The organism is Janthinobacterium sp. (assembly GCF_031995485.1).
Classification (GTDB): domain Bacteria; phylum Pseudomonadota; class Gammaproteobacteria; order Burkholderiales; family Burkholderiaceae_D; genus Janthinobacterium.
Genome location: NZ_DAMAGB010000030.1, coordinates 37,820 through 62,929 on the forward strand (window position 1 = coordinate 37,820; position 25,110 = coordinate 62,929).

The 25,110-nt window shown below is 63.4% G+C and carries 18 protein-coding genes and 1 other RNA gene; 5 read left to right on the plus strand and 14 right to left on the minus strand.

The window, feature by feature from the left end; translation table 11 throughout:
• Positions 1 to 28: 28 nt before the first annotated feature.
• The 4 genes from RTQ46_RS16695 to RTQ46_RS16710 all read right to left on the minus strand — a co-directional run bounded on the left by RTQ46_RS16695 (position 29) and on the right by RTQ46_RS16710 (position 5,425).
• A complete protein-coding gene (locus tag RTQ46_RS16695) occupies positions 29 to 2,068 on the minus strand; it encodes an EAL domain-containing protein (protein ID WP_312438266.1) in 2,040 nt (679 codons plus the stop codon).
• Positions 2,069 to 3,250 (minus strand): EAL and HDOD domain-containing protein, encoded by a 1,182-nt coding sequence (locus tag RTQ46_RS16700; RefSeq protein WP_312438268.1) that lies wholly within the window; start codon positions 3,248 to 3,250, stop codon positions 2,069 to 2,071.
• 167 nt (positions 3,251 to 3,417) lie between these two features.
• Entirely contained in the window at positions 3,418 to 4,047 is a 630-nt protein-coding gene (locus RTQ46_RS16705; protein ID WP_312438269.1) for a response regulator transcription factor, read from the minus strand.
• Between the two features lie 7 nt (positions 4,048 to 4,054).
• Complete coding sequence (locus RTQ46_RS16710) at positions 4,055 to 5,425, minus strand: cache domain-containing protein (RefSeq protein WP_312438271.1); 1,371 nt, start codon at positions 5,423 to 5,425, stop codon at positions 4,055 to 4,057.
• Between the two features lie 236 nt (positions 5,426 to 5,661).
• Here RTQ46_RS16710 and RTQ46_RS16715 point away from each other — a divergent pair, with 236 nt between their 5' ends.
• The 4 genes from RTQ46_RS16715 (at position 5,662) to RTQ46_RS16730 (ending at position 13,263) form a co-directional block, all read left to right on the plus strand.
• Positions 5,662 to 7,722, plus strand: coding sequence for a carbon starvation CstA family protein (locus tag RTQ46_RS16715; protein ID WP_312438273.1), 2,061 nt, complete (start codon positions 5,662 to 5,664; stop codon positions 7,720 to 7,722).
• A complete protein-coding gene (locus tag RTQ46_RS16720; RefSeq protein WP_094445960.1) occupies positions 7,722 to 7,922 on the plus strand; it encodes a YbdD/YjiX family protein in 201 nt (66 codons plus the stop codon). The genes RTQ46_RS16715 and RTQ46_RS16720 overlap by 1 nt, the downstream gene beginning before the upstream one ends.
• A 258-nt stretch (positions 7,923 to 8,180) precedes the next feature.
• Positions 8,181 to 11,096, plus strand: a complete 2,916-nt coding sequence (locus RTQ46_RS16725) for a response regulator (protein ID WP_312438279.1) — start codon at positions 8,181 to 8,183, stop codon at positions 11,094 to 11,096.
• A 1-nt stretch (position 11,097) separates the two neighbouring features.
• Positions 11,098 to 13,263, plus strand: coding sequence for an EAL domain-containing protein (locus RTQ46_RS16730; protein ID WP_312438280.1), 2,166 nt, complete (start codon positions 11,098 to 11,100; stop codon positions 13,261 to 13,263).
• Here RTQ46_RS16730 and RTQ46_RS16735 read toward each other — a convergent pair.
• The 7 genes from RTQ46_RS16735 to ubiD all read right to left on the minus strand — a co-directional run bounded on the left by RTQ46_RS16735 (position 13,232) and on the right by ubiD (position 20,932).
• Positions 13,232 to 14,368 carry an esterase-like activity of phytase family protein gene (locus RTQ46_RS16735; protein WP_312438282.1) on the minus strand — a complete coding sequence of 379 codons (1,137 nt, stop codon included), beginning with the start codon at positions 14,366 to 14,368 and terminating at the stop codon, positions 13,232 to 13,234. The two genes, RTQ46_RS16730 and RTQ46_RS16735, sit on opposite strands and share 32 nt — an antisense overlap.
• Positions 14,369 to 14,488: 120 nt before the next feature.
• The gene (locus RTQ46_RS16740) at positions 14,489 to 15,706 is read right to left on the minus strand and encodes a CaiB/BaiF CoA-transferase family protein (protein ID WP_312438283.1); all 1,218 of its coding nucleotides are present in this window, start codon (positions 15,704 to 15,706) and stop codon (positions 14,489 to 14,491) included.
• Positions 15,707 to 15,711: 5 nt separating this feature from the next.
• Entirely contained in the window at positions 15,712 to 16,302 is a 591-nt protein-coding gene (recR, locus tag RTQ46_RS16745) for a recombination mediator RecR (protein WP_312438285.1), read from the minus strand.
• A gap of 47 nt (positions 16,303 to 16,349) precedes the next feature.
• Complete coding sequence (locus RTQ46_RS16750) at positions 16,350 to 16,676, minus strand: YbaB/EbfC family nucleoid-associated protein (protein WP_312438286.1); 327 nt, start codon at positions 16,674 to 16,676, stop codon at positions 16,350 to 16,352.
• Between the two features lie 32 nt (positions 16,677 to 16,708).
• The gene (locus tag RTQ46_RS16755; RefSeq protein ID WP_312438288.1) at positions 16,709 to 18,958 is read right to left on the minus strand and encodes a DNA polymerase III subunit gamma/tau; all 2,250 of its coding nucleotides are present in this window, start codon (positions 18,956 to 18,958) and stop codon (positions 16,709 to 16,711) included.
• 156 nt (positions 18,959 to 19,114) lie between these two features.
• Positions 19,115 to 19,213: signal recognition particle sRNA small type (gene ffs, locus RTQ46_RS16760), an RNA gene on the minus strand.
• Between the two features lie 234 nt (positions 19,214 to 19,447).
• A complete protein-coding gene (gene ubiD, locus RTQ46_RS16765) occupies positions 19,448 to 20,932 on the minus strand; it encodes a 4-hydroxy-3-polyprenylbenzoate decarboxylase (protein ID WP_312438289.1) in 1,485 nt (494 codons plus the stop codon).
• A 476-nt stretch (positions 20,933 to 21,408) separates the two neighbouring features.
• On the opposite strand from ubiD, the gene RTQ46_RS16770 reads away from it, so the two are divergent.
• Positions 21,409 to 22,338 (plus strand): transglycosylase SLT domain-containing protein, encoded by a 930-nt coding sequence (locus tag RTQ46_RS16770; protein WP_409518349.1) that lies wholly within the window; start codon positions 21,409 to 21,411, stop codon positions 22,336 to 22,338.
• Between the two features lie 119 nt (positions 22,339 to 22,457).
• Here the strand turns inward: RTQ46_RS16770 and nusB are convergent, their stop codons facing one another.
• The 3 genes from nusB to ribBA form a co-directional block, all read right to left on the minus strand.
• On the minus strand, positions 22,458 to 22,925 hold the full coding sequence (gene nusB / locus RTQ46_RS16775; RefSeq protein ID WP_312438290.1) for a transcription antitermination factor NusB: 468 nt from the start codon (positions 22,923 to 22,925) through the stop codon (positions 22,458 to 22,460).
• A 188-nt stretch (positions 22,926 to 23,113) separates the two neighbouring features.
• Positions 23,114 to 23,596 carry a 6,7-dimethyl-8-ribityllumazine synthase gene (ribH, locus tag RTQ46_RS16780; protein ID WP_076570670.1) on the minus strand — a complete coding sequence of 161 codons (483 nt, stop codon included), beginning with the start codon at positions 23,594 to 23,596 and terminating at the stop codon, positions 23,114 to 23,116.
• Positions 23,597 to 23,769: 173 nt separating this feature from the next.
• Positions 23,770 to 24,891 (minus strand): bifunctional 3,4-dihydroxy-2-butanone-4-phosphate synthase/GTP cyclohydrolase II, encoded by a 1,122-nt coding sequence (gene ribBA, locus RTQ46_RS16785; RefSeq protein ID WP_312438317.1) that lies wholly within the window; start codon positions 24,889 to 24,891, stop codon positions 23,770 to 23,772.
• Between the last annotated feature and the right edge of the window lie 219 nt (positions 24,892 to 25,110).

Below are 25,110 nucleotides of genomic sequence, written 5' to 3' on the forward strand. Positions count from 1 at the left end.
AGCTGCGCCAGCCCGCAAGCAGCAACAATCACAACTCCCAATTCACCCTCAACACGCGCTCGAACTCGTCCGCCGCCAGCGGGCGCGAGAACAAATAGCCTTGCACCTCGTCGCAGCCGGCACTGTTCAGGAACGCCATCTGCTCGGCCGTTTCCACGCCTTCCGCGATCACCTTGTGGTGCAGCTGCTGGGCGATGCTGATGATGGTGGTGGCGATCGCGCAGTCGCTGGCGTCGGACGGGATGCCGGTGGTAAAAGACCGGTCGATCTTTAATGTATCGATCGGGAAGCGCTTCAGGTACGACAGGCTGGAGTAGCCGGTGCCGAAGTCGTCCAGCGACAGCGCCACGCCCAGCGCCGTGATGCGGTCCATGATGCCGATCACGCGCTCGATGTTGTGCATCAGGGTGCTTTCGGTGATTTCCAGTTCCAGCCAGGCCGCTTCCAGGCCGTAGCGCTGCAGCATCGCGGCCACTCTGGCCGGCAGGGCCGAGGTGAATTCGCGGGCGGAGACGTTCACGGCGATGCGGATCGGCGGCAGGCCGGATTGTTTCCACGCCTGCGCCTGGGCACAGGCCGCTTCCAGCACCCATTCGCCGACCTGCACCACCAGGCCCGTCGATTCGGCCAGCGGGATGAAGTCGGCCGGCGGGATCATGCCTTGCAGCGGGTGGCGCCAGCGCACCAGCGCTTCGGCGCCGATCATGCGCCCGCTGCCCAGCGCGTATTTCGGCTGGTAGTGCAGCAGCAATTGATGCTCGGCCAGGGCGTGGCGCAGGCCGGTTTCCAGGCGCATGCGCGCCTGCATGCCCAGGTTCATGTCCTGGCTGTAGAAGGCCACGCTTTCGGCTTCGCCGCCGCCGTCCTGCTTGGCGCGGTACATGGCGATGTCGGCCAGGCGCAGCAGGGTTTCGGCGTCGTGGCCGTCTTGCGGGTAGACGCTGATGCCGATGCTGGCGCCCACGCGCAGGTCGTGGCCTTCGATCAGGAACGGTTCCACCAGCGAAGCGAGCAGTTTTTGCGCCACCGTGCTGGCCTCGAAATGCTGGCTGATGTCGAACAGGCCGACGGCGAACTCGTCGCCGCTCAGACGCGCCACCAGGTCCTGGTCGCGCAGCACGTGGCGAAAGCGCACGGAGACCTGGCGCAGCAGTTCGTCGCCGACGCGGCGGCCCAGGGTGTCGTTGATCAGTTTGAAGCGGTTCAGGTCGATGAACAGCATGCAGCCGAGCATCTTGCTGCGCTGGGCCACGGAGAGGGCCTGGTCGACCAGCTTGGTCAGCAGGGTGCGGTTGGGCAGGCTGGTCAGGGCGTCGTAATAGGCCAGGTGGTGCAGGCGCTCTTCGGCCAGTTTGCGTTCGGTAATGTCGGTCAGGTAGGCGATCAGGCCGACCGGGCGCTCGTCGAGATCGCGCAAGGGCGACAGCGACAGGCTGGCCCAGAAGATTTCGCCGGACTTTTTCCTGCGCCGCACTTCCATCAGGCGCCCGCCCTGCTCCAGGAAGGCGTCGTGGAAACCGGTGTCTTCGTCGTCGTACAGGAACAGGATATTGCGGCCCACCGCTTCCACCGACGAGTAGCCGAACAGCCGTTCGGCGCCCTTGTTCCAGCTGGTGATGTAACCGGTGAGGTCCATCGTCAGCACCGATTCGTGCAGCTGGTCGAGGATCTGCGTCTGCTGCGCCAGCAGCGCTTCGACCTGGGCGAACGCGTGCGTCGAGCGCTGCGCCAGCGAGTGCACCTGCAGCACGCCGGCCGTCAGCGACGCCAGGCTGGACAACTGCCGGCGGTCTTCCGCGCCGTAGCTGCTGCGCCCTGCCACGCGGTAGTGGCCGAAGCAATGGCCATCAAAGGTGATTTCCTGCAGCAAGCCGGCATCGTGCGCCGCCGGCAAGGCCGCGGGCGCGTCGCTGCCGGCCGCTGGCAGGAACTGGGACTGCGGGCTGTCCATCACATTGCCGGCGATGCGGCCCAGTTCAGCGACCAGGGCCGCGCCGCGCAGCCGCATCACCGCGTCGCACAGGGCGGCGCTGTCACTGAGGGAATTCGACACCGGCAAGATGGTCATCTAGATGTTCCGGCTGACCTGGATGGCCCACTGGTAAGCCTGCAGCAGGCTGCGCCACCAGGTTTCGCCATCGACGCCGGCGCCCGCCAGGGTTTCTTGCGCTGGCGTGGCGCCGCTTTCGGCCAGCGCCAGCATGGTGCCCAGTTCGCCGCTGCGCTCCAGCAAGGCGTTGTTGACGGCCGGGTCCAGGTTCAGGCTGGCGATAATGTCGCGCATGTCCATGCCCAGCAATACATCGAGCAGGGAAAACACGCCCGTCATGAAGGCCAGGTCCTGCACCGCGCGGTCGCCGCCGCGCAACTGGGACAGCGACTCCATCTGCGCCGCGCGCACGGCCGCCAGCGGCAGCAGCGCATTGACCTTGCCGTCGTCCTGCTGGCGCGCATACAGCAGCAATTGCAGCCAGCGCTGCAACTGGCGCCGGCCCAGCAAGGTGATGGCCTGGTTGAAACTGGTAATCGGCGCCATGAAACCGAATGCGGCCGAGTTGACCAGTTTGAACAGATGATACGCCAGCGCGGGATCCTGCTTGAGCGGCACTTCCAGTTCCTGCGCGTCGGCGTCGCGCGCCAAGAGGCCCAGCAGCGCCAGCAGGCGCCGGCGCGAGCCGCCGTCTTCCGTGTCGCCATGGTGGCGCAGGCCGCGCAGCGCATAGTCGCCGGCGAACCAGCTGGCGCCCAGGGCGGCGGCGGTGGCCAGGCTGTCGCCATCGGCAACGTTGTAGGCCAGGTGCGGACCTGGCAGGCTGATCAGCTGATGCAGCTCCGGCAGCTCACCGGCCGCGTCAAAGCCGAGCGCGCGCGCATCGACCTGGGCCGCCGTCACGGGACCGGCGCCAGGGCCGTCGAGCACGATACGGTAGCCGGCATCGCGCCATTGCTGGCAGATTTTTTGTGCCTGCTGGTCGGCGACAGTCGCGGCGGGCAAGCGGAAGATGGTGCGGTGGGGAAGCAGTTGGCCCAGCAAGGCCTCGTCTACCGCATGCGGGTCCGACAAGGGAATGATGCAGTCGAGCGGCGCCAGGTGCGCAAACACATCGGCGGCGGCCAGCGCGGTGGCGAGGCTGTTGCCGGGACCGGCCTGTTGCGGCAGATGAAAGCTGACCGCCACCCACTCATTGTGCGCATTGGCAACTGCTTGTAATCCCACCAAAGGAAACAGGTTTGATTCAGACGCTGACATCGATCATCTCGTGTGGGCAAGGCAACATAATAAAAGGATCTCAATGCTGCCACTGTGGCTCGGAAAAGAATAACAGTTCGACAGCAAGAATCATTCTATCTGAATCTCACGCGCACAACAGTTTAATATTGGCAATAAATGTTCAAAAAAAACATTCAGCAAAGAAACTAAGAGCCCTCGAATTGCGCATGCTCGACCGCATACTTGATCAGTTCGGCCTGGCCCTCGATGCCCAGCTTGCGCTTGATGTTCAGGCGGTGGGTTTCCACCGTGCGCACGCTCAGGTCCAGCTCGCGCGCAATCTGCTTGTTCGACTGGCCGGCGGCAATATGCTGCAGTACCTGCTGTTCGCGCAGGGTCAGGAAGGTATCGTGCACTTGCGGCCGCGACAGCTGTTTGGCCAGCGCAGCGCTGTAGTAGATGCCGCCCGACATTACCGTCTCGATGGCGAACACGATGTCCTTGCCGGGCGCGTCCTTGAGCACATAGCCGCGCGCGCCGGCGGCAATCGCTTGCGACACGTATTCGAGCTTGTCGTGCATCGACAAAATCAGCACGGCGATCTGCGGAAACGCCTGCTTGAACATGGCGGTTGCTTCGATGCCATTGGTGCCGCGCATATTGATGTCCATCAGCACCAGGTCGACCTGGTGCGCGTTGGCCTGGGCCAGCGCGTCGTCCGCGCCGCCCGCCTCGGCCACCACGTCGAAATGCGGCACCGCTTCCAGCCGCGCGCGCAGGCCGTCGCGCACCAGCGGGTGGTCGTCTACCAGCAGTATGCGTATCAATTCAGTCATTGTTTGCTCATGTGTGTGGAGTGAAAGGCAGGCGCGCCAGTACCGTGGTGCCGCCGTTGGCCGACTCGATCTGCAGGCTGCCGCCGATGGCTTCCATGCGCTCGGTCATGTTGCGCAGGCCGATGCCGCGCTGCGGATGCAGGGCGATGCTGTCGGCGTCAAAACCGCCGCCATTATCGAGGATGCGCAGTTCGACCACGCCATGCGCCTCGAGCAGGGTGACTGTCACCTCGCTGGCGTTGGCATGGCGCTCGCTGTTGGTCAGCGCTTCCTGGGCGATGCGGAACAGCACCGTGTTGACCATGTCCGGCAAGCCTTCGCCGGCGCCCGCCGGGCTGGCTGCAAAACTGGCCTGCGCGCTGCTGCTGTCATTATATTCGTGCACCAGGTGATCGAGCGCCGCCGCCAGGCCCAGGTCGTCGAGGATGGCCGGACGCAGGTTGTGCGAAATACGGCGCACCTCGCCGAGCACCTTGTTCAGCTGCTCGGCGGCCCGCTCGAAAGTGGCCGGCGCCTTCGCTTGCTGTTCAGCGTTGCCGGACAGGCGGACGATGCCGGCCTCGATCTGCAGCTTGATCGACACCAGCCACTGGCTGATGCCGTCATGCAAGTCGCGCGACAGCCGCGCCCGCTCCTCCTCCTGCGACTCGACCACCCGCTGCGCCAGCACTTTCAGCTTGGCGTCGGCCACCCGCAGTTCGCGGATATTCAGTACCAGCCCCGAGCCGGCCACGCCCAGCGCGCCGAGAATGGCAATCGCCGCGATCCACAGCATGGTCGAGCGGATATTCGCAAACTGCTGGGCGCCGACCTTGGCCAGCGCCTGGTCAACGTCGTCCATGTAGATGCCGGTGCCCATCATCCAGCCCCATTCCGGCATCAGGATCACGTAGCCGAGCTTGGGCGCGGCCTTGTTGGTGGACGGCTTGACCCAGTTGTAGCGCTCGAAGCCGCCGCCGCTCCTGGCCCGCTGCATCAGGCGCTGGATGGTCAGATTGCCATCCGCGTCGCGCAATTGCCACAGGTTCTGCCCCACCAGTTCCGGCTGGCGCGGATGCATCAGCGAGTTGCCCTGCAGGTCATAGATAAAGAAATAGCCGTCGTCGCCATAGCTCAAGGCGGCCAGGATGCGCTTGGCTTCCTCCTGGGTGGCGGCATCGGTGCGGCCGGACTGGACCAGCTTGGCGATCGAATGGCTGGCCAGCGTCACATAGTGCTTGAGCTCGGCTTCCTTGCTGGCGAGATATGCCTGCTCGATGGTGGCGCGCTGCTGCTCGGCCAGAGTCAGCGCCTGGTGGCGCACGGCAAAGGCGATGGCACACATGGCCAGGATCAGCGGCGTGATGGCCAGGAAGATGACTTTCTGTCGTAGTTTCATGGCCTGGCGCGCTGAATGAATGTGAAGAACCCGTGATTTTACGTGCTGGCGCGGGGTTTGCTCTGCGTAGTAATACTGAGCGTTACTGCGTATTGCTGCGCTTGTCATCATTATACGGTTGGTGAATACTCGGCATAAGCTGCGCTTACATCAACCTGGCAACGATCAGGGCAACACAGGGTAACAAACCGGTAGCAAGCACACGGCGCAGCGCCCGTCATATCTCTGGAGGAAACATGAACCGCATTTTCAAACAGCTCGGCTGGGCAGCGCTTGCGCTGGCCGGCGCCGGGTCCCTGGGCGTGATCGCCCTGCAACGTGGCGAAGCGATCAGCGCAATCTGGATCGTGATCGCCGCCGTCTGCGTCTACCTGATCGCCTACCGTTTCTACAGCCTGTTTATCGCCGACAAGGTGCTGGGCCTGGACGCGCGCCGCATGACGCCGGCTTTCAAGCACAACGATGGCCTTGACCACGTTCCCACCAATAAATACGTGCTGTTCGGCCACCACTTTGCGGCGATTGCCGGCGCCGGCCCTTTGGTCGGCCCGGTGCTGGCGGCGCAGATGGGCTATCTGCCCGGCATGCTGTGGATCCTGGCCGGCGTGGTGTTTGCCGGCGCGGTGCAGGACTTTATCGTGCTGTTCATTTCCATGCGCCGCGACGGCCGCTCGCTGGGCGACCTGATCAAGGCTGAGCTGGGCGAGATTCCCGGCATGATCGCGCTGCTCGGCTGCTTCATGATCATGGTGATCATCCTGGCCGTGCTGGCGCTGATCGTCGTCAAGGCGCTGACCGGCTCGCCATGGGGCAGCTTTACCGTGATGGCCACGATTCCCATCGCGCTGTTCATGGGCGTGTACTCGCGCTTCATTCGCGTCGGCCGCATCGGCGAAGTGTCGGTCATCGGTTTCATTTTACTGATGCTGGCCATTATCGGCGGCCAGTACGTGCAGGAACACGCGGTGCTGGGCGCCATGTTCACCTTTACCGGCACCGAACTGACCTGGATGCTGATCGGCTACGGCTTTATCGCCTCCGTGCTGCCCGTGTGGCTGCTGCTGGCGCCGCGCGACTATCTGTCCACTTTTCTCAAAATCGGCACCATCCTGGGCCTGGCGATCGGCATCATTGTCGTCGCGCCGTACCTGAAAATGCCGGCCATGACCAAGTTCATCGACGGCTCCGGCCCGGTCTGGTCGGGCAACCTGTTCCCGTTCCTGTTCATCACCATCGCTTGCGGTGCCGTGTCCGGCTTCCATGCGCTGATCTCGTCGGGCACCACGCCGAAGATGATAGAAAACGAAAGCCATGCCCGCTTTATCGGCTATGGCGCGATGCTGATGGAATCGTTTGTCGCCATCATGGCGCTGGTGGCCGCTTCGACCATCGAGCCGGGCATCTATTTCGCCATGAACAGTCCGGCCGCGCTGATCGGCACCACCGCCGAATCGGCCGCCCAGGCGATCTCGCAATGGGGCTTCTATATCACGCCGGAAATGCTGACGCAGACGGCCAAGGACGTGGGCGAGCACAGCATCATCTCGCGCGCCGGCGGCGCACCGACGCTGGCCGTGGGCATGGCGCAGATTTTGTCCGGCGCCATCGGCGGCAAGGCCATGATGGCCTTCTGGTACCACTTCGCGATCCTGTTCGAAGCGCTGTTCATCCTGACCGCCGTCGATGCGGGCACGCGCGCCGGCCGCTTCATGCTGCAGGACTTGCTGGGCAGCTTCGTGCCAGCGCTGAAACAGACGGAAAACGTGATCGCCAACCTGCTGGCCACGGGCCTGTGCGTGGCGGCCTGGGGCTACTTCCTGTACCAGGGCGTGGTCGATCCGCTGGGCGGCATCAATACCCTGTGGCCGCTGTTCGGCATTGCCAACCAGATGCTGGCGGCCATTGCGCTGATCCTCGGCACCTGCGTGCTGTTCAAGATGAAGCGCGGCCAGTATGCATGGGTCACCATCGTGCCGACCATCTGGCTGCTGCTGTGCACGCTGACGGCCGGCTGGCAGAAGATTTTCGACGCCAACCCGCGCGTCGGCTTCCTCGCGCATGCGAAGAAATACTCGGCGGCGCTCGACGAAGGCACCCTGCTGGCGCCGGCCAAGTCGGTGGCGCAGATGCAGCAGATTATCTTCAACGATTACCTCGATGCGGGCCTGGCCGGCTTCTTCGTGATCGTGGTGGTCAGCGTGCTGTTCTTCGGCATCCGCACCATCATGAAGGCGCGCGCCGACAGCCGTCCGAGCACGAAAGAATCGCCGTACCAGGCCATGCCGACGGTGCAGTGATGATCGACGAAATCCTCAAGGCAGGCCGCTATCTCGGGCAAAGCATGCGGCTGATGTGCGGCCTGCCCGAGTACGATACCTACGTGGCGCACCGGGAAGTGACCCATCCCGGCGAGCCGATGATGACGTACGAGGAGTTTTTCCGCGAGCGCCAGGAAGCGCGGTACGGCGGCGCAGGCAAGCGCGGCGGGTGTTGTTGATATTTGCCCGGGCCGTATTCTGCGGCCAACCATGTTGCCGGGTTACGCGGCTACGCCGCTAACCCGGCCTGCGAATTCTCGGGCGCAAGCGCAGGTCGGATGAGCTCGAAGGGCGTAATCCGACACGACCAATTGGTTCCCCTCCCCTCTGCATCCTTAGACCCACGTCAATATCGGCGTGGGTCTTCGCGTTTATATTTTTCCAATGGGAATTAATTAACAAATAGCAAGTAGCTCCACTGGAGGATGTCCGTCCCCATGTTCAACTTTCAACGCGCCAGCATCAGCCAGAAACTGACCATGATTTCGGTACTGTCCTCCGGCAGCGCGCTGTTGCTGGTGTTCGTCGCGTTTGCCGTGACGGCCGTGCTCAGCCACCGGGAGGATGAACGGCGCCAGCTGCTGTCGCTTGGCGGCGTGATCAGCGCCGCCGGCGCCGCCCCCCTGCTCGCAGGCAAGGCCAGCCAGGCGCAGCAGATGCTGGCGGCCTTGCAGGCGCGCGACGAGGTGGTGCAGGCGGCGCTGTATGACCGGCACGGCAAGGTGTTTGCCGTCTACCGCGCCCGCCACCCGAAGCTGGCGCGGCCCGAGCCGCAAGACATGGAACCGGCCCTGCTGGCCGGACTGGCTGCGGCGGCGCCGGCCCCGGATACCGGCGCGCGCGCCGTGCTGAAGCGTTCGATGCAGCTGTACCTTCCCGTGCTGCACCATGACGAGATGATCGGCGCGGTCATGATCGAAACCGATCTGTACCAGATGTGGCGCGATATCGTGCGCCACCTGGGCGCCATCAGCAGCGCTACCCTGCTGTCCTTCCTGGTCGCCGTGATCCTGGCCGGGCGCTTCAAGAGCCTGATCGCCGAACCGATTACCAAGCTGATCGAAACGGCCAAGAAGGTGTCGAGCAGCCAGACCTACAGCCACCGCATCAGCCACCAGCGCAGCGACGAACTGGGGCTGCTGATCGACAGTTTCAACGACATGCTGGCCCAGATCGACAGCCGCGACGCCAAGCTGGCCAGCTACCGCGACCAGCTCGAACGCCAGGTCGGCGTGCGCACCGAGCAGCTGGAGAAGGCCAAGGATGCGGCCGAGGCGGCCAGCCAGGCAAAGAGCGCGTTCCTGGCCACCATGAGCCATGAGATCCGCACGCCGATGAATGGCGTGCTGGGCATGACGGAACTGCTGCTGGCCAGTCCTTTGAGCCCGCAGCAACGCCATTACACCAGCATGGTGCAGCGTTCGGGACAGAACCTGCTGGTGATCATCAACGACATTCTCGACTTCTCGAAGATCGAGGCCGGCAAGCTCAGCGTCGAATATATCCGCTTCAACTTCCGCGAGCTGCTCGACGATATCGAACATGTGTTCGCGCCGCAGGCGGCAGCGAAAAATATCCGCCTGGAATTCGATATCGCCAACGATATCCCGATCGCCATCTGTGGCGACCCGAACCGGCTGCGCCAGATTATCGTCAATCTGCTCGGCAACGCCATCAAGTTTACCGAGACGGGCAAGGTCACCGTGAAAGTGGAAGTGAGCCGCGAAGACAATCCCAGCGTGGGCCTGCGCTTCGAGGTGCATGACACCGGCATCGGCGTATCGAGCGAGGCGCGTTCGCGCATCTTCGATTCGTTCTCGCAGGCCGATGGCTCGACCACGCGCAAGCATGGCGGCACCGGGCTGGGCCTGACAATCTCGAAGCAGCTGGTCGAGTTGATGGGCGGAAAAATCGGCGTCGACAATGCTTTAACGCAAGGCTCGATCTTCTGGTTCGACGTAAATTTCGATAAGCGGCGCGTCGACAGCGACGACCCGTCTTTCAATCTGAAAACCACGCGAGGGTTACGCGCCTTGATCGTCGACCATACACCCGCCACCCGCGCCGTGCTCGAGCGCCAGCTGGCCAGCTGGCATATCGCCAGCGACAGTACCGACACGGCCGGCGAATGCCTGGCCCGGCTGCGCGCCGCCGCCGACGCCGGCCAGCCGTACACGGTGGCCCTGCTCGACATGGAATTGCCGCGCACCAGCGGCCTGGCGCTGGCCGCCACCATCAAGAGCGATCCGCTGCTGGCCGACCTGAAACTGCTGCTGCTGAGCACCGAACGCAGCGCGGCCGACCCGGTCCAGCGGCGCGAAGCGGGCGTCGCCTTCCAGCTGATCAAGCCGGCGCGCGAATGCGATTTGTTCGACTGCATCGTCACCGTGCCGCGCGCCAGCGAAAACCTGCGCAGCCACCCGCCCCATGCGCCGCGCCAGCCTGGCCACCACGGGGCCCGGCGGCAACGGCGCCGGGTACTGCTGGCCGAAGACAATCCCGTCAACGTGGAAGTGGCGCTGGCCATGCTCGACAGCCTGGGCCTGGACGTGGTGTGCGCCCACAACGGCGAAGAGGCGCTGCACGCGGCCCGGGCCGAAGACTTCGACCTGGTGCTGATGGATTGCCAGATGCCGGTGATGGACGGGTTTGCGGCCACGGCCGAAATCCGCCGCCACGAGCAGCATGGCGGCCACGCGCGCCACCCGGGTCACGCAGGCACGCTGCCGATCATTGCGATTACCGCCAACGCCTTGCAGGGCGACCGCGAAGCCTGCCTGGCGGCCGGCATGGACGATTACCTGAGCAAACCCTTCACCCAGCAGCAGCTGGGCCAGACGATCGCGCGCTGGATCGCCCTGCCGCGCGCGGCCAGCGTGCACCATGCGGACATCGATATCGAAGCGCCAGCTCCCAGGCCACAGCCTGCCGCGGAGCCTTTGGCAGCAATTTCGCCAGAACCTTCGGTAGCACCGTCGGCAACACCTTCAGTAGAACTCAATCTGCAGGCGCTCGACCATATCCGCGCGCTGTCCGGGGGCGCTGGCGGTGGCGGCGAGGCCCTGCTCGAACGCGTGATCAGCGCCTTTGCCGGCGACACGCCGCGCCAGCTGGCCAGGCTGCGCGGCGCGATCGACACGCACGACACCGAGGCCATGCGCAAGGTGGCGCACAGCCTCAAATCCGGCAGCGCCAACGTGGGTGCCGATGCGCTGGCGCAATTGTGCAAGGAGATGGAAAAACTGGGCCGCGCCGGCAGCACCGACGGCGCGGCTGTCCTGCTGCAGGCAATGGAACAGCAATTCCTGGCGGCGCGCAACGCGCTGGGCAGCATCCTCGTAAAGGAACATTGACATGACAGCGCCCCTCTCCCCCAAACGCGGCCTGGTGCTGGTGGCCGATGACGACCCCGTGATGCGCATGCTGATGCGGCAAATGCTCACGCAAGTGGGGCTGGACGTGATCGAGGCCGAAGACGGGGTGCAGGCCCTGGCCAGCTACAAGCTCAGTGGTCCGGACCTGGTCATGCTCGACGTCGACATGCCGGCCATGGACGGCTTTGGCGTATGCCGCGAAATCCGCCGCCAGGAGGGCAATGTCACCGTGCCCATCATCATGGTCACCGGCGGCGACGAACTGGAAGCCGTCACGCATGCCTATGAAGTGGGCGCCACCGATTTCATTTCCAAGCCGATCAACTGGCCCATCCTCGGCCACCGCGTGCTGTACGTGCTGCGCGCCAGCGACGCGATTGCCCGCCTGCGCATCGCCGACGCCCACAACCGCGCCGTGCTGGCCGCGATTCCCGACACTTTCTTTCGCCTGAACCGCGACGGCTATTATCTCGACTACGAACAGGGCCACGACGCCAGCGCCGGCTTTTCCATCGAAAACTGCGTCGGCAGCCATATCAGCGAAATATTGCCGCCCGAGATCGCCGCGCGCCTGGTCGACCAGATGCACAAGGTGCTGGCCACCCAGCAGATCCGCTCGGTCGACTACACGCTCACGCATGCGGACAGCACGCGCCACTTCGAGGCGCGGCTGGTGTCGACCGGCCCCGACGAAGTGCTGGGACTGGTGCGCGATATCAGCGAGCGCAAGCGCACCGAAGAGCAGATCCGGCGCCTGGCGTATTGCGACAGCCTGACCGGCATCCCGAACCGCCAGGCTTTCCTGGAAACGCTGGAACGCGAACTGGTGCGTTCGAAAGAACACGACAAGAAATTTGCCGTGCTGTTCATGGACCTCGATGCCTTCAAGCGCGTCAACGACACGCTGGGCCACGATGTCGGCGACCATCTGCTGAAAATCGTCTCGGAACGCCTGCGTGAAACCATCCGTCCCAGCGACCTGGTGCTGCGCCCGGAACACGATTTCGACAGCGAGCTGGGCGGCAGCAACCTGGCGCGCCTGGGCGGCGACGAATTCACGATCCTGATCCCCGACCTGGAACGGGTGGAAGATGCGCTGAACGTGGCGCACCGCGTCAAGGAAGCCATGCGCCGGCCCTTCATGATCGAGTCGCACGAGATTTTCGTCACCGCCAGCATCGGCATTTCGCTGTATCCCGAGGACGGCAAAGACTGCAATTCGCTGCTCAAATATGCGGACACGGCCATGTACCACGCGAAGAACTGCGGCAAGAACAACGCCAAGCTGTACAGCTCTTCGCTGACGATGGAAATCATGAGCCACCTCAAGATGGAAGTGGGCCTGAGGAAGGCGCTGCAGAACAACGAGCTGTACCTGCTGTACCAGCCGCAGATCGATGTGCCCAGCACCCGGATCGTCGGCGTGGAAGCGCTGGTGCGCTGGCGCCATCCCGAGCGCGGCATCATCTCGCCGACCGAATTCATTCCGCTGGCCGAAGAAACGGGACTGATCGTGCCGATCGGCGAATGGGTGCTGCGCACGGCCTGCAACCAGGCCAAGGCCTGGCAGAGCGGCGGCCAGCAGGCGATCCGCATGGCGGTCAACCTGTCGGCCAAGCAGTTCAAGGATGAGAACCTGATGCAGATCGTGCTGTCCGCGCTGGCCGACACGGGGCTCGACGCGCGCCTGCTGGAACTGGAACTGACGGAAGGCACGCTGATGGATGACGCGCGCGCCACCATGGTGACCCTGGAACAACTGCGCGGCATCGGCGTCTATTTGTCGATCGACGACTTCGGTACCGGGTATTCGTCGATGAATTATTTAAAGCGCTTCGACGTGCGGGCGCTGAAAATCGACCGCAGCTTTATCGCCGGCCTGCCGCAGGACGCGGAAAACGCGGCCATCACGCGCGCCATCATCGCCATGGCGCATGGCCTGAAAATGGTGGTGGTGGCCGAAGGCGTGGAGACGGACGAGCAGCTGCTGATGCTGGAAGAATACGGCTGCGACATGGCGCAAGGCTATTTCCTGGGCCACCCGTCGCCGCACGATGCGATCACGGCCATGCTGGCGCGGCAGGCGCGCACCGCCGGCATGGCAGCAGGGAGCGTTAGCGGACTTCGAAGACGAGGAGTTGCGTGACTTGCTGGGCGTTGAAGTTATCGTCCGACACCATCACCAGGCTGCGACGGCCATTGGCCAGGCGCGGCCCCCAGGCAATGCCTTCCAGGTTATCCACGCGCTCCAGGCCTATTTTTTCCAGGTCCAGCAGCAGGCGCTTGCGCGCCGGCACATACTTCGCAGTGGCCAGCGCCGGCACGTCCCGGATATCGGTGGCGCCTGCCACATCCATTTCATACAGGCGTACGTGATTCGCATACACGCCTTCGGCATTTTCCACGCCGGCCCGTTCCACGATCAGCAGCCGGTGCCCGTCAATCGCCAGAATTTCCGACACGCCATTGTCCGCATTGCGGCCCGGCGCCGGCGACGACGCGATCGCTTCGATCGGGTACGCATACTGCGCCAGCACCTTGCCGGCACGATCGAGCTGCGTGATGCGCACCACGGAACCACGCTCGGGTGTGGCCAGCGGACCATCCTGGTAGAGTGCCGCTTCCATGCCCAGCCACAGGCTGTTGCCATCGGCCGAAAACGACAGTCCCTCGAAGCTCATGTTGTTGCGCGAACCGGTTTCATTCTGGCTGACCCTGAACATGGCCGGCGTGGGCAACGGTGCCAGATAACGGCCGTCGCGGCTGGCGTGCGCCACGAAGGGATCGAGCCCCACCTTGCGGTTGCCTTCGCTGCCGTACCACAGGCTGCCATCGTGCGGATCGACGCGCACGGTTTCGATATCGGGCACCTGCTCGCCACGGTCCAGCTTGGCATGCGCCAGGTTCGGATAATTGCCGCCGGCTGGCTGCTTGAAGAAATGCACGCTGTTCAGTTTCACGCCTGAAAAACTGTTGGCGTCATAGCTGAGCGTGGCGCGGTAGAAACGGGCCGGATTGAATCCCGAGCGGTCATCGCTCTCCAGCACCCAGTCGCCGCTGGCCGCATCGTAGTCGATGCCGGACAGGCCGCCGACCAGCGTGCCATTGAACGGCTGCTTCAGGGCGATGCGCTGTTCGCCGATCAGGCGCAGGCTGGTAATCGGGCTGTCGGCGGAGACGGTGGCGCAGGCCGACAGCAAGACGATGGCCGAGGCGGCGGCGCAGATGGCGCGCAGGGGGAAAAAATTCACAGTATTCCTCAGTACGTAGGTCGGATTAGCGGCGCAGCCGCGTAATCCGATAACATTGTTGGCGGTAAATGTCGGATTACGCGCCACGCGCTAATCCGACCTACCCTCATCCCTCCTGCCTCAAACCACGCCGTCCGCTTTCAGCCGCGCTATCGCCGCCGCATCGAACCCCAGCGACGCCAATACCTCGTCGTTGTGCTGCCCCAGGGTCGGCCCCAGCCATTGCGTCCTGCCCGGCGTGGCCGACAGTTTCGGGGTAATGGCCGGCAGCTTGACGGGCGTGCCGTCGGCAAACTGGTGCTGCTCGAACATGTCGCGCGCGAGGAACTGCGGGTCGCTCATCATGTCGCGCACGGAGTAAATTTTGCCCGCCGGTACGTCCGCCGCTTTCAGCACGGCCAGCGCGCTGTCGATGGTGTGCGTGGCGCACCAGGCGCCGATGGCGTCGTCGATGTCCTGCGTGCGGGCCACGCGGCCGTCGTTGCGCGCCAGCTGCGGGTCGCCCGCCATGTCGATGCGGCCCATGGCCAGCATCAGCCGCTTGAAGATGGCGTCGCCGTTTCCCGCGATGACGATATTTTCGCCGTCGCCGGTGGTATAGGTATTCGATGGCACGATGCCGGGCAAGGAGCCGCCCGTGCGTTCGCGCACCACGCCGGCCTGGTCGTACTCGGGCACCAGCGACTCCATCATGTTGAACACGGCCTCGTACAGCGCCACGTCGACCATCTGCCCTTCCCCGCTTTCTCCGCCGCCGGTCACGTCGCGGTGGCGCAGCGCCATCATGGCGCCGATCACGCCGTGCAGGGCCGCCACCGAATCGCCGATGGACACGCCCACGCGCACCGGCGGGCGGTCGGCGAAGCCGGACACATAGCGCAAGCCGCCCATCGATTCGCCGATGGCGCCAAAGCCGGGCAGGTCCTTCATCGGCCCCGTCTGGCCAAAGCCGGACAGGCGCACCATGATCAGGGAGGGCTTGTCTTTCTTCAGCTGCTCGTAGCCGAGCTCCCATTTTTCCAGCACGCCGGGCCGGTAGTTCTCGATGATGATGTCCGCTTCCAGCGCCAGCTGGCGTGCAATCGCCCGCCCTTCCGGCGCCTTCAGGTTCAGCGTCAGGCTTTTCTTGTTGCGCGCCTGCACCGACCACCACAGCGAGGTGCCGTCTTTCAGCACCCGCCAGGAACGGATCGGGTCGCCGCCATCGGGCGACTCGATCTTGATCACGTCGGCGCCGAATTCGGCCAGCATGCGGGCGCAGAACGGCCCGGCAATCAGCGTGCCCAGTTCCAGCACCTTGATGCCGGCCAGCGGCCCGGCAGGAGTCGTCTTGTCCATGGGTTTTATGTTGCCCTGCGGTCCAGCATCGCGCGCGCGATCGTGCCCGCGTCGACATATTCGAGTTCACCGCCGACCGGCACGCCGCGCGCCAGGCGGCTCACGCGCAGGCCGCGGGCTTTCAGCATTTCGCTGATGTAATGGGCGGTCGCTTCGCCTTCATTGGTGAAGTTGGTGGCCAGCACCACTTCCGTGACCACGCCATCGTTGGCGCGGCCCAGCAGCTTTTCAAGGTGGATATCTTTCGGACCGATACCGTCCAATGGCGACAGGCGTCCCATCAGCACGAAATACAGGCCCTTGTAGGTCAGCGTCTGCTCGATCATCAGCTGGTCGGCTGGTGTTTCCACCACGCACAGCAGGCGCTTGTCGCGCGCGTCGTCGAGACAGTTCTCGCAAATTTCATGTTCGGTAAAGGTGTTGCACAGGGCGCAGTGATGCACGGCATCGACGGCCTGGAACAGGGCGCGCGACAGCATGGACGCGCCTTCCCTATCGTGCTGCAACAAGTGAAATGCCATCCGCTGCGCCGACTTGGGGCCGACGCCGGGCAGGCGCCGCAGCGCCTCGGTCAAAAATTCCAGCGACTTGGACATGGTTCAGCCCTGTCCATTCGCATTGATCGAGCGCATGCGGCCTGTCATCAGAATGGCATCTTGAAGCCGGCTGGCAAGTTCATGCCGCCGGTCAGGCCGGCCATTTTTTCGGCGGAGGTCGCTTCAGCCTTGCGCACGGCGTCGTTGAAGGCGGCAGCAACCAGGTCTTCCAGCATGTCCTTGTCGTCGGCCAGCAGCGACGGATCGATCGTGACGCGCTTGACGTCGCTCTTGCAGGTCATCACGACCTTGACCAGGCCGGCGCCCGACTGGCCTTCGACTTCCACCAGCGCCAGCTGTTCCTGGGCTTTTTTCATATTGTCCTGCATGGTTTGCGCCTGTTTCATCAGGCCAGCCAGTTGATTTTTCATCATGAGAAATGCTCCGTATTATTTAGTCAAGTTAATCAATGCAAGGTCGGCGCAGCGCCGGCCGGTGCAGGTGTAATCGTCCCCGGCACCACGAAGGCGTCGAATGCACGCTTCATATCGAGCACAAAGGGGTCGGTTTCAATAGTTTCTTCAGCTTGCCGCTGGCACGCTTCGCGATGCGCCTGCGCTTCGGCGCTGGCGGTATACCAGACAGCGCCCAGTTCGGTGTCGACCTGGATCTTGCGGCCAAAGCGCTCGGCCAGCGCCGCCGCCAGTTTTTCCACATTGGCCGGACTGCGCCAAGTGTCGATCGGCACGCGCAGGCGGAACGTGGTGCTGTGGCCGTCGTGCAGGCATTCGATCAGCTCGGCCTGTACCGCCAGCTGCTGGGCCACGCCGCGCAGTGGCAACACGGCCGCCACGGCGGGCCAGTTGCCATCCCAGTCGAGACCCGGCACGGGCGTGATCACATACGGCGCGCTGGGCGCGGCCTGCTTGGGCGCGCGCTGCGGCATCACCACGGCGGGCTGCTCGTTGCTTTGCTGGAGCGGTGCGTTCTGCACGGCGGCCGAAGCGCTGTCGTCGGAAAATTCGGTGACCCAGGGCGGCAGGTCGTCATCGGGTTCGGCTTGTGGCGGCGCCTGGCGCGCGGTCGCCGGTGCTTCCATGACGGCGACCGGGGCCAGGGCCGGCATCGGGTCCGGTGCATCATCCCACGGTGCGGGCGACTTGGCGGCGGCGGGCGGCGTGCTGCGCACGGGTGCGGCGGGCGCGGCGGCCACGGGAGCGGCCGCTGGCGCTGGCGTTGGTGCTTTCGGCGCCGAAGTCGGCGCGGACGGCGCGCTGCCCGGACGGCCTTTCGACGCGGCGCGGGCCGCTTCGAGCGCCGCATTGATGGCGGCGCGGGCCGAGCTGACCGGCGCGGCTGGTGCGGCGGGCGCCGCTGCCGGAGCTGGCGCTGCGGCGGGCGCAGGCGGCGGTGCCTCGCTGCGCGCCACCGTCGCTGCCGCAGCGGCCACTACCGCCGGTGGCGGCGGCGTCACGGCCGCATGGCTGGCCACACTGTGTGCGGCAGCCCGGGCCGGCGGCGCGGACTGGGCGGCGGCGCGCGCGGCAGCCACCGCAGCGGGACGGTTTACGGGCGCGGCGGCGGGGGCCGCAGCCGGCACGCCGTCGGCGCCACCGATGCCGGGACGAAACGCCAGCATGCGCAGCAGGGTCATGCTAAAGCCGGCGTACTCGTCCGGCGCCAGGCCCAGTTCATTGCGGCCATGCACGGCGATCTGGTAGAACAGCTGCACTTCTTCCGCGTCGAAGGCCTGCGCCAGACGCACGATATCGGCATATTCCGGCAAGTCCTGCGGCACGGCGGCCGGCACGGTCTGCGCCAGCGCCACGCGGTGCAGCAAGGTGCCCAGGTCCTGCAGTGCATTGTTGTAGGACAGGCTGCGCGAGGCCATCTCGTCGGCCACCGCCAGCAGATCGGCGCCGTCCTGCTGCGCCAGCGCGTCGAGCAGGCGCACCAGGTAGGACTGGTCGAGCGCACCGAGCATGCCCTGCACCGCGTCGAGCGTGACTTCGCCGGCCGCATAGGCAATCGCCTGGTCGGTCAGCGACAGCGCGTCGCGCATGGAGCCGTGCGCGCCCTGGGCCAGCAGGCGCAAGGCCGGCTGCTCGAAGGCGATGCCCTCCTGCCCCAGGATATTGTCCAGGTGGCTGATGATATGACCGGGCGGCATCTGCTTGAGATTGAACTGCAGGCAGCGCGACAGCACGGTGACGGGTATCTTTTGCGGATCGGTGGTGGCCAGGATGAACTTGACGTGTTCCGGCGGCTCCTCCAGCGTTTTCAGCATCGAATTGAACGCATGGTTGGTCAGCATGTGCACCTCATCGATCATATAGACCTTGAAGCGCGCATTGCTCGGTGCATACACCGCCTGCTCCAGCAGCTGCGCCATTTCATCGACGCCGCGGTTCGACGCCGCATCCATCTCTATATAGTCAACGAAACGCCCCGCGTCGATCGCCGTGCATGCTTCGCACTGGCCGCAAGGCTGGGCCGTGATGCCGCCCGTGCCGTCGGGACCGATGCAATTGAGCGACTTGGCCAGAATGCGCGACAGGGTCGTCTTGCCGACGCCGCGCGTGCCCGTGAACAGGTAGGCGTGATGCAGTCGGCCACTGTGCAGCGCATGCGTGAGCGCGCGCACGACGTGCTCCTGGCCGACGAGCGTCTCGAAATTCTTGGGGCGGTATTTACGGGCGAGGACTTGATAGGACATGCTGAGATTTTACCATGCGATGTTGCGGTGATCCTGCGCGGACGGGCGCAAGCCTCATGGCCGGGCCAGCCAAGGCGGCAATTGTAGCGCATGACCAGAATGCATCGCCAAAACAAAAAAGCTGCCCTGGGGCAGCTTTGCGATTTGTTTCCCGAAGGAGGCGAGCCTGATCTGCGGCACTCATGGTTAATAGCCGTGGCTGCTTCGTTCCCGACCTGACCAGGTTAGCCATGCCACGATGCGCAGGGGCCCGCCGGGGGTAATTATAACCGGTCTGCAGGCAATTGGGAAATTGGCGTATTAATACCGCGTGAATCAGCGCAGGTCGGCGCAGGTCGGCTTGGGCCGCAGGCCGTAAGCGACGCTGCTGAGTATGCCGACGTACGATGCCGCAACTTTCGCGGCCGTTGTCGGGTTACGCTACGCTAACCCGACCTACCCGACCTGCCCGGCCTGCCCGGCCTGCCCGACCGACAATATGCGCCGCCGTTAAAGGCCCAGCTCCTGCCAGATGCTGTCCACCTTCGCCTTGACCTCCGGCGTCATGGCAATCACCGTGCCCCACTCGCGCGTGGTTTCGCCGGGCCATTTGTTGGTGGCGTCGATGCCCATCTTGCTGCCCAGGCCGCTGATCGGCGAAGCGAAGTCCAGGTAGTCGATCGGCGTGTTGTCGACCAGCGTGGTGTCGCGGATCGGGTCGACACGGGTGGTAATCGCCCAGATGACTTCTTTCCAGTCGCGGATATTGACGTCCTCGTCCACCACCACGATGAACTTGGTATACATGAACTGGCGCAGGAAGCTCCACACGCCGAACATCACGCGCTTGGCGTGGCCCGCGTACTGCTTCTTGATCTGTACCACGGCCATGCGGTAGCTGCAGCCCTCGGGCGGCAGGTAGAAATCGGTGATTTCGCTGAACTGCTTTTGCAGCAGCGGCACGAACACTTCATTGAGCGCCAGGCCCAGCACGGCCGGTTCGTCCGGCGGCTTGCCGGTATACGTGGAGTGATAGATCGGGTCGCGCCGCATGGTGATGCGGTCGATGGTGAAGACGGGAAAACTGTCCTGCTCATTATAGTAGCCGGTATGGTCGCCATACGGCCCTTCCAAAGCATGCTCGTAGCCGCTCGGATGGTTTTCGTCAGGATAGATATGGCCTTCAAGCACGATTTCGGCCGACGCCGGCACGCGCAGCTCGCTGCCGATCGCTTTCACCAGTTCCGTGCGGCTGCCGCGCAAGAGGCCGGCGAACTGGTATTCGGACAGGCTGTCGGGCACCGGCGTGACCGCCCCTAATATAGTAGCGGGATCGGCGCCCAGCGCGACGGCGATCGGATACGGCTTGCCTTTGGTCTGCAGCGCGTGTTCGCGGAAGTCCAGCGCCCCGCCCCGGTGCGCCAGCCAGCGCATGATGACCTTGTTGCGGCCCAGCACCTGCTGGCGGTAGATGCCCAGATTCTGGCGCTTCTTGTTCGGCCCCTTGGTAATCACCAGGCCCCAGGTAATCAGCGGTGCGACGTCGCCAGGCCAGCAATGCTGGATCGGCAGGCGCGCCAGGTCGACATCATTGCCTTCCCAGACGATTTCCTGGCACTTGGCGCCGCGCAGTTCCTTCGGCGACATGTCCCACACAGACTTGACCAGCGAACCGAGACCCAGCAGATCCTTGAAATCCTTCGGCGGTTCCGGTTCCTTCAGGCGCGCCAGCACGTGGCCGATCTTGCGCAGTTCGCTGACATCCTCGGCACCCATGCCCAATGCGACCCTGCGTGGAGTACCGAACAGATTGGCCAGTACCGGCATGCTATGGTTGGTGGGATGGTTGAACAGCAAGGCCGGTCCGCCCGCGCGTAACGTGCGGTCGCAGACCTCCGTCATCTCCAAATAGGGGGAAACAGGCGTCGAAATGGTCTTAAGTTCGCCCATTTGTTGCAACTGAGAAATAAAATCTCGCAAATCTGAATATTTCATGTGTTTTTAAATTTTTTTGACGTCGGACGCCGTTGCTGAAGGATCTATGCCAAGTAATTGATTTTATTGGCTTTTGGCACAATGCAAGACAAAAAGTAAGACATAAAAGTAATAAAGAATGAATTCGTTAGTATTGACTTGATATAAAACGGCTCTTACAATTCGCCCAACTTGAACGAGGACGACGGCCCAGAGCTGATTTTAGCGTCTCTCTTTCATTCACGGAGTCGGGGCTCCACATGACATTTTAAGGAGTGTTTTCAAAAGGCGTCTGCCTTACCCCCGGTAAAAGTTGTATTGCAACTGATCCAATACCACAGGGACCGATCAGCTCAAGCAAGCAATGACGGCGTCTCTCGCGCGCATCCATACGCGGCGACAGACGATGATATTTCTGATGCACGGCATTGGCAGTACCCGATTACCGCGAGACCGCGGAGGGACTGTCTGTTGACGCGACATTTCGGGGAAACTCTATGACTCATCGTAGCACTGAAGCAGCATTGCCTGTTTCAACCGTGGCTGGCCAGCCAGCGTTAGCGCGAATTCGCGCGCGCGCGACGGCAATCTCGGCACGTGGTGTTCTGACCACGGCGCAACACACACTGACAGTGTTCGGCATTTCCGCTCTCGCACTGATCGCCCTGCTGATGTTCCGCCCTGACCTGGGCAAGCAACTGACGCACAGCCTGTTCCCGCTGCCCATGACGGAAGCGCAAGCCGTCGAAGCGCCGGCCCTGTCGGCCCTGATGGCAGCGCCTGCCTCCGTGCAGACCGTGGCCGCTGCCGACACGCAGCTGAGCAAGGAAGAAAAAGCGCTGCTGGGCACGCAGAAGCAGCAGCAATGGGTCACCACCTGGCTCTCCAAGCGCTACCGCGTGGCCAATGACGCCACCAATATGCTGGTCTCGACGGCCTACCTGACGGCGCGTGAAATCAAGCTCGACCCGCTGCTGATCCTGGCCGTGATGGCCATCGAATCGGGCCTGAACCCGTTCGCGGAAAGCCCGGTCGGCGCGCAGGGCCTGATGCAGGTCATGTCGAAAGTCCACCACGAGCGCTTCCAGGAAATGGGCGGCGTGCAAGCTGCCTTGAATCCGGTCGCCAATATCCGCGTCGGCTCGCTGATCCTGAAAGACTATGTGACGCGCGGCGGCTCGGTCGAAGCCGGCCTGAAAACCTATGTGGGCGCCGCCAACTTCGCCACCGACTCGGGCTATGGCTCGCGCGTGCTGGCCGAATACCGCCGCCTGAAACAAGTATCTGCCGGCCAGCGCGTGCCGACCAGCACGCCGATGATGGTGTCGAATTCGCCAGCCCCAGCCAAGAATGTGGCAGCGGCGCCTGAAGAAACGGGCAGCCTGACCATCAAAGTGCAACCACATAACGAGATCGCAGGTCTGTGACCGTTTAAAAGCGCTGCAAGCGCTTTGCATGAAAAAAGCCACCGGTACTTGCGTACGGTGGCTTTTTTCATGTCCTGCGGTGCGACCCGCAGAACGCACACTATATATAGTGTGTGGAATTACTTGCGCTTGCTGGCAACTTCATCCTCGCGGTATTTCGCCGCCAGCTTGTCCAGCACGCCGTTCACATATTTGTGGCCGTCGATACCGCCAAACGACTTGGCCAGCTCGACCGCTTCGTTGATGACGACGCGGTAAGGAATCTCCACGTTGTTTTTCAGCTCGAATGCGCCGATCAGCAGGATGCCGTGCTCGATCGGCGACAGCTCGGTGATATTGCGGTCGATCAGCGGCGCCATGCTGTCGCGCAGCGCCTGCGAATCCTTGATGGCGCCGTACAGCAGCACCGTGAAATGATCGCCGTCCGCCTTGTCGAAGCCGTGCGCCGCGCGAATATTGTTGACGACGGTGGTCGCGTCTTCATTGTTCAGCAGCCACTGGTACAGCCCCTGCAAGGCAAACTCGCGCGCGCGGTGACGCGGCGTGCGATTTTTGCTGGGATTGGCGAGCAAATTTTTCTCAGTCATGATTGTTACCTGTTCTAAATACTTGTTCACTACACATACTGACGAGACGGCCGCTGCAACTTTCTTAAAAGCATACCAGCGGCATCATCGCGCGTGAGATGGATGTCAGGGCAAGGCGCAAGGCCGAACACAGTACGTGAGTACGGCGAGGCCTTGCAACGCAGCCATGGCATGCTTGTCACCCGCGATTAATCTTCGTCAGTGTCTTGCAACTCTTCCAGCGCCTGGGCCAGATTAGCCATTTCCACTGCCACGCGGGCTGCTTCGGCGCCCTTGACCAGCATGCGCACTTCTGCTTGCTCGTCGTTTTCGGTCGTCAACACGGCGTTGGCGATCGGGATGCCGTAATCGAGACCGACGCGCGTGATGCCTGCGCCCGATTCATTCGATACCAGCTCGAAGTGATAGGTTTCACCGCGAATCACGGCGCCCAGTGCGATCAGGGCGTCGAATTGCTCGGTTTCCGCCATCTTCTGCAGAATCAGTGGGATTTCAAGGGCGCCCGGCACGGTCACGTGCAGGATATCTTCATCGGCCACGCCCAGCTTGCTCAACTCTTCCAGGCATGCCGACAGCAAGCCACCACCGACGATTTCATTGAATCGTGCCTGGACGATACCGACGCGCAAACCTTCGCCGGCAAAATTGGTTTCATAAGTTCCTACGGTCATCATATGCCTCTTTAATCTGGTGGTTCAGGGCGGCATGCACATGCCGCCATCGTTTACTCTTATATCGGCGCCTGACAAAATCGTGGCGAGCGGCAGTGATTTGTGGCCGAGAAGCGCAACTGTACGAAGGTACAGTGAGCATCACCGGCCGCAAAGCGCGACGCGCAGCAGATTTAGTCGGGCGTCCGGCCTGGATGGCACTGAAAACCCGTTACTTCCAGGTCGAAACCGGCCATCGACGGCATCTTGCGCGGGCTGGCCAGCAATTGCATCTTGCTCACGCCCAGGTCGCGCAGGATTTGCGCGCCGATGCCGTAGCTGCGCAGGTCCATGCTGGCGGCGCGGCCTTTCGGCTTGGCCTGCGGCGTATCGAGCGCGGCGAACTGGGCAAACAGTTCGCCGGACGTTTCGCCGCAGTTCAACAGCACCATCACGCCCCGTTCGGACTGCTTGATGGCGGCCATCGAGGCAGCCACGGTCCAGGAGTGGGTGGTCGCTTCGCTTTCCAGCACGTCCAGCAAGGACACCGGCTGATGCACGCGCACCAGCGTTTCCAGGCCGCCAGCCAGGTCGCCATGCACCAGCGCCAGGTGGGCCGACGCGCTCGGCTTGTCGCGGAAGGCGATCATGCGGAACTCGCCATGCGCCGTGCGCAGGGTGCGTTCGGCCACGCGCTCGACCAGCGACTCGGTCTGGCTGCGGTAGTGGATCAGGTCGGCAATCGTGCCGATCTTCAGGCCGTGTTGTTCCGCAAACACCAGCAGGTCCGGCAGGCGCGCCATGGTGCCGTCGTCCTTCATGATTTCGCAGATCACCGACGCGGGCGTCAGGCCCGCCATGGCGGTCAGGTCGCAACCGGCTTCGGTATGGCCAGCGCGCATCAGCACGCCGCCTTTTTGCGCTTTCAGCGGGAAGATATGGCCAGGCTGCACGATATCGGTCGGCAGCGTGCCCTTGGCCACCGCGACCTGGATGGTCTTGGCGCGGTCGGCGGCGGAGATGCCGGTGGTCACGCCTTCGGCCGCTTCGATCGATACCGTGAAATTGGTGCCGTAGGCGGTACCGTTGCGCGAGGTCATCATCGACAGGTTCAGCTCGTCGCAACGCTCTTCGGTCAGGGTCAGGCACACCAGGCCGCGGGCATGGGTGATCATGAAATTGATTGCTTCAGGCGTTACGAAATCGGCGGCAAGCACCAGATCGCCTTCATTTTCCCGGTCTTCTTCATCGACCAGTATCACCATGCGGCCGGCGCGTAATTCGGCGACGATCTCTTCGGTGCTGGAAATAGACATCATTGATCCTCTTATAGAACTGAAAACTGGCACATCGAGCGCGAAGATTCCGCGCGCTTGCGGGAATTTTCTTATAACCTGCTATTTTAAAGGATTTGGGACTTGCAGGCCTGAAATAAGACGAATAAAAGGCCGACTGAGGCCGCACAACACCTCGCCACATGGCAGGCGACACGCCGCTTGCAAATCACATAAGATAAACGACGGCAGGCGCCAGGG

Excerpts from the sequence above, each read along its gene's own strand:
- RTQ46_RS16695 (WP_312438266.1), bottom strand. The coding sequence starts at position 2,068 with ATGACCATCTTGCCGGTGTCGAATTCCCTCAGTGACAGCGCCGCCCTG.
- RTQ46_RS16700 (WP_312438268.1), bottom strand. The coding sequence starts at position 3,250 with ATGTCAGCGTCTGAATCAAACCTGTTTCCTTTGGTGGGATTACAAGCA.
- RTQ46_RS16705 (WP_312438269.1), bottom strand. The coding sequence starts at position 4,047 with ATGACTGAATTGATACGCATACTGCTGGTAGACGACCACCCGCTGGTG.
- RTQ46_RS16710 (WP_312438271.1), bottom strand. The coding sequence starts at position 5,425 with ATGAAACTACGACAGAAAGTCATCTTCCTGGCCATCACGCCGCTGATC.
- RTQ46_RS16715 (WP_312438273.1), top strand. The coding sequence starts at position 5,662 with ATGAACCGCATTTTCAAACAGCTCGGCTGGGCAGCGCTTGCGCTGGCC.
- RTQ46_RS16720 (WP_094445960.1), top strand. The coding sequence starts at position 7,722 with ATGATCGACGAAATCCTCAAGGCAGGCCGCTATCTCGGGCAAAGCATG.
- RTQ46_RS16725 (WP_312438279.1), top strand. The coding sequence starts at position 8,181 with ATGTTCAACTTTCAACGCGCCAGCATCAGCCAGAAACTGACCATGATT.
- RTQ46_RS16730 (WP_312438280.1), top strand. The coding sequence starts at position 11,098 with ATGACAGCGCCCCTCTCCCCCAAACGCGGCCTGGTGCTGGTGGCCGAT.
- RTQ46_RS16740 (WP_312438283.1), bottom strand. The coding sequence starts at position 15,706 with ATGGACAAGACGACTCCTGCCGGGCCGCTGGCCGGCATCAAGGTGCTG.
- recR (WP_312438285.1), bottom strand. The coding sequence starts at position 16,302 with ATGTCCAAGTCGCTGGAATTTTTGACCGAGGCGCTGCGGCGCCTGCCC.
- RTQ46_RS16750 (WP_312438286.1), bottom strand. The coding sequence starts at position 16,676 with ATGATGAAAAATCAACTGGCTGGCCTGATGAAACAGGCGCAAACCATG.
- RTQ46_RS16755 (WP_312438288.1), bottom strand. The coding sequence starts at position 18,958 with ATGTCCTATCAAGTCCTCGCCCGTAAATACCGCCCCAAGAATTTCGAG.
- ubiD (WP_312438289.1), bottom strand. The coding sequence starts at position 20,932 with ATGAAATATTCAGATTTGCGAGATTTTATTTCTCAGTTGCAACAAATG.
- RTQ46_RS16770 (WP_409518349.1), top strand. The coding sequence starts at position 21,409 with ATGACTCATCGTAGCACTGAAGCAGCATTGCCTGTTTCAACCGTGGCT.
- nusB (WP_312438290.1), bottom strand. The coding sequence starts at position 22,925 with ATGACTGAGAAAAATTTGCTCGCCAATCCCAGCAAAAATCGCACGCCG.
- ribH (WP_076570670.1), bottom strand. The coding sequence starts at position 23,596 with ATGACCGTAGGAACTTATGAAACCAATTTTGCCGGCGAAGGTTTGCGC.
- ribBA (WP_312438317.1), bottom strand. The coding sequence starts at position 24,891 with ATGTCTATTTCCAGCACCGAAGAGATCGTCGCCGAATTACGCGCCGGC.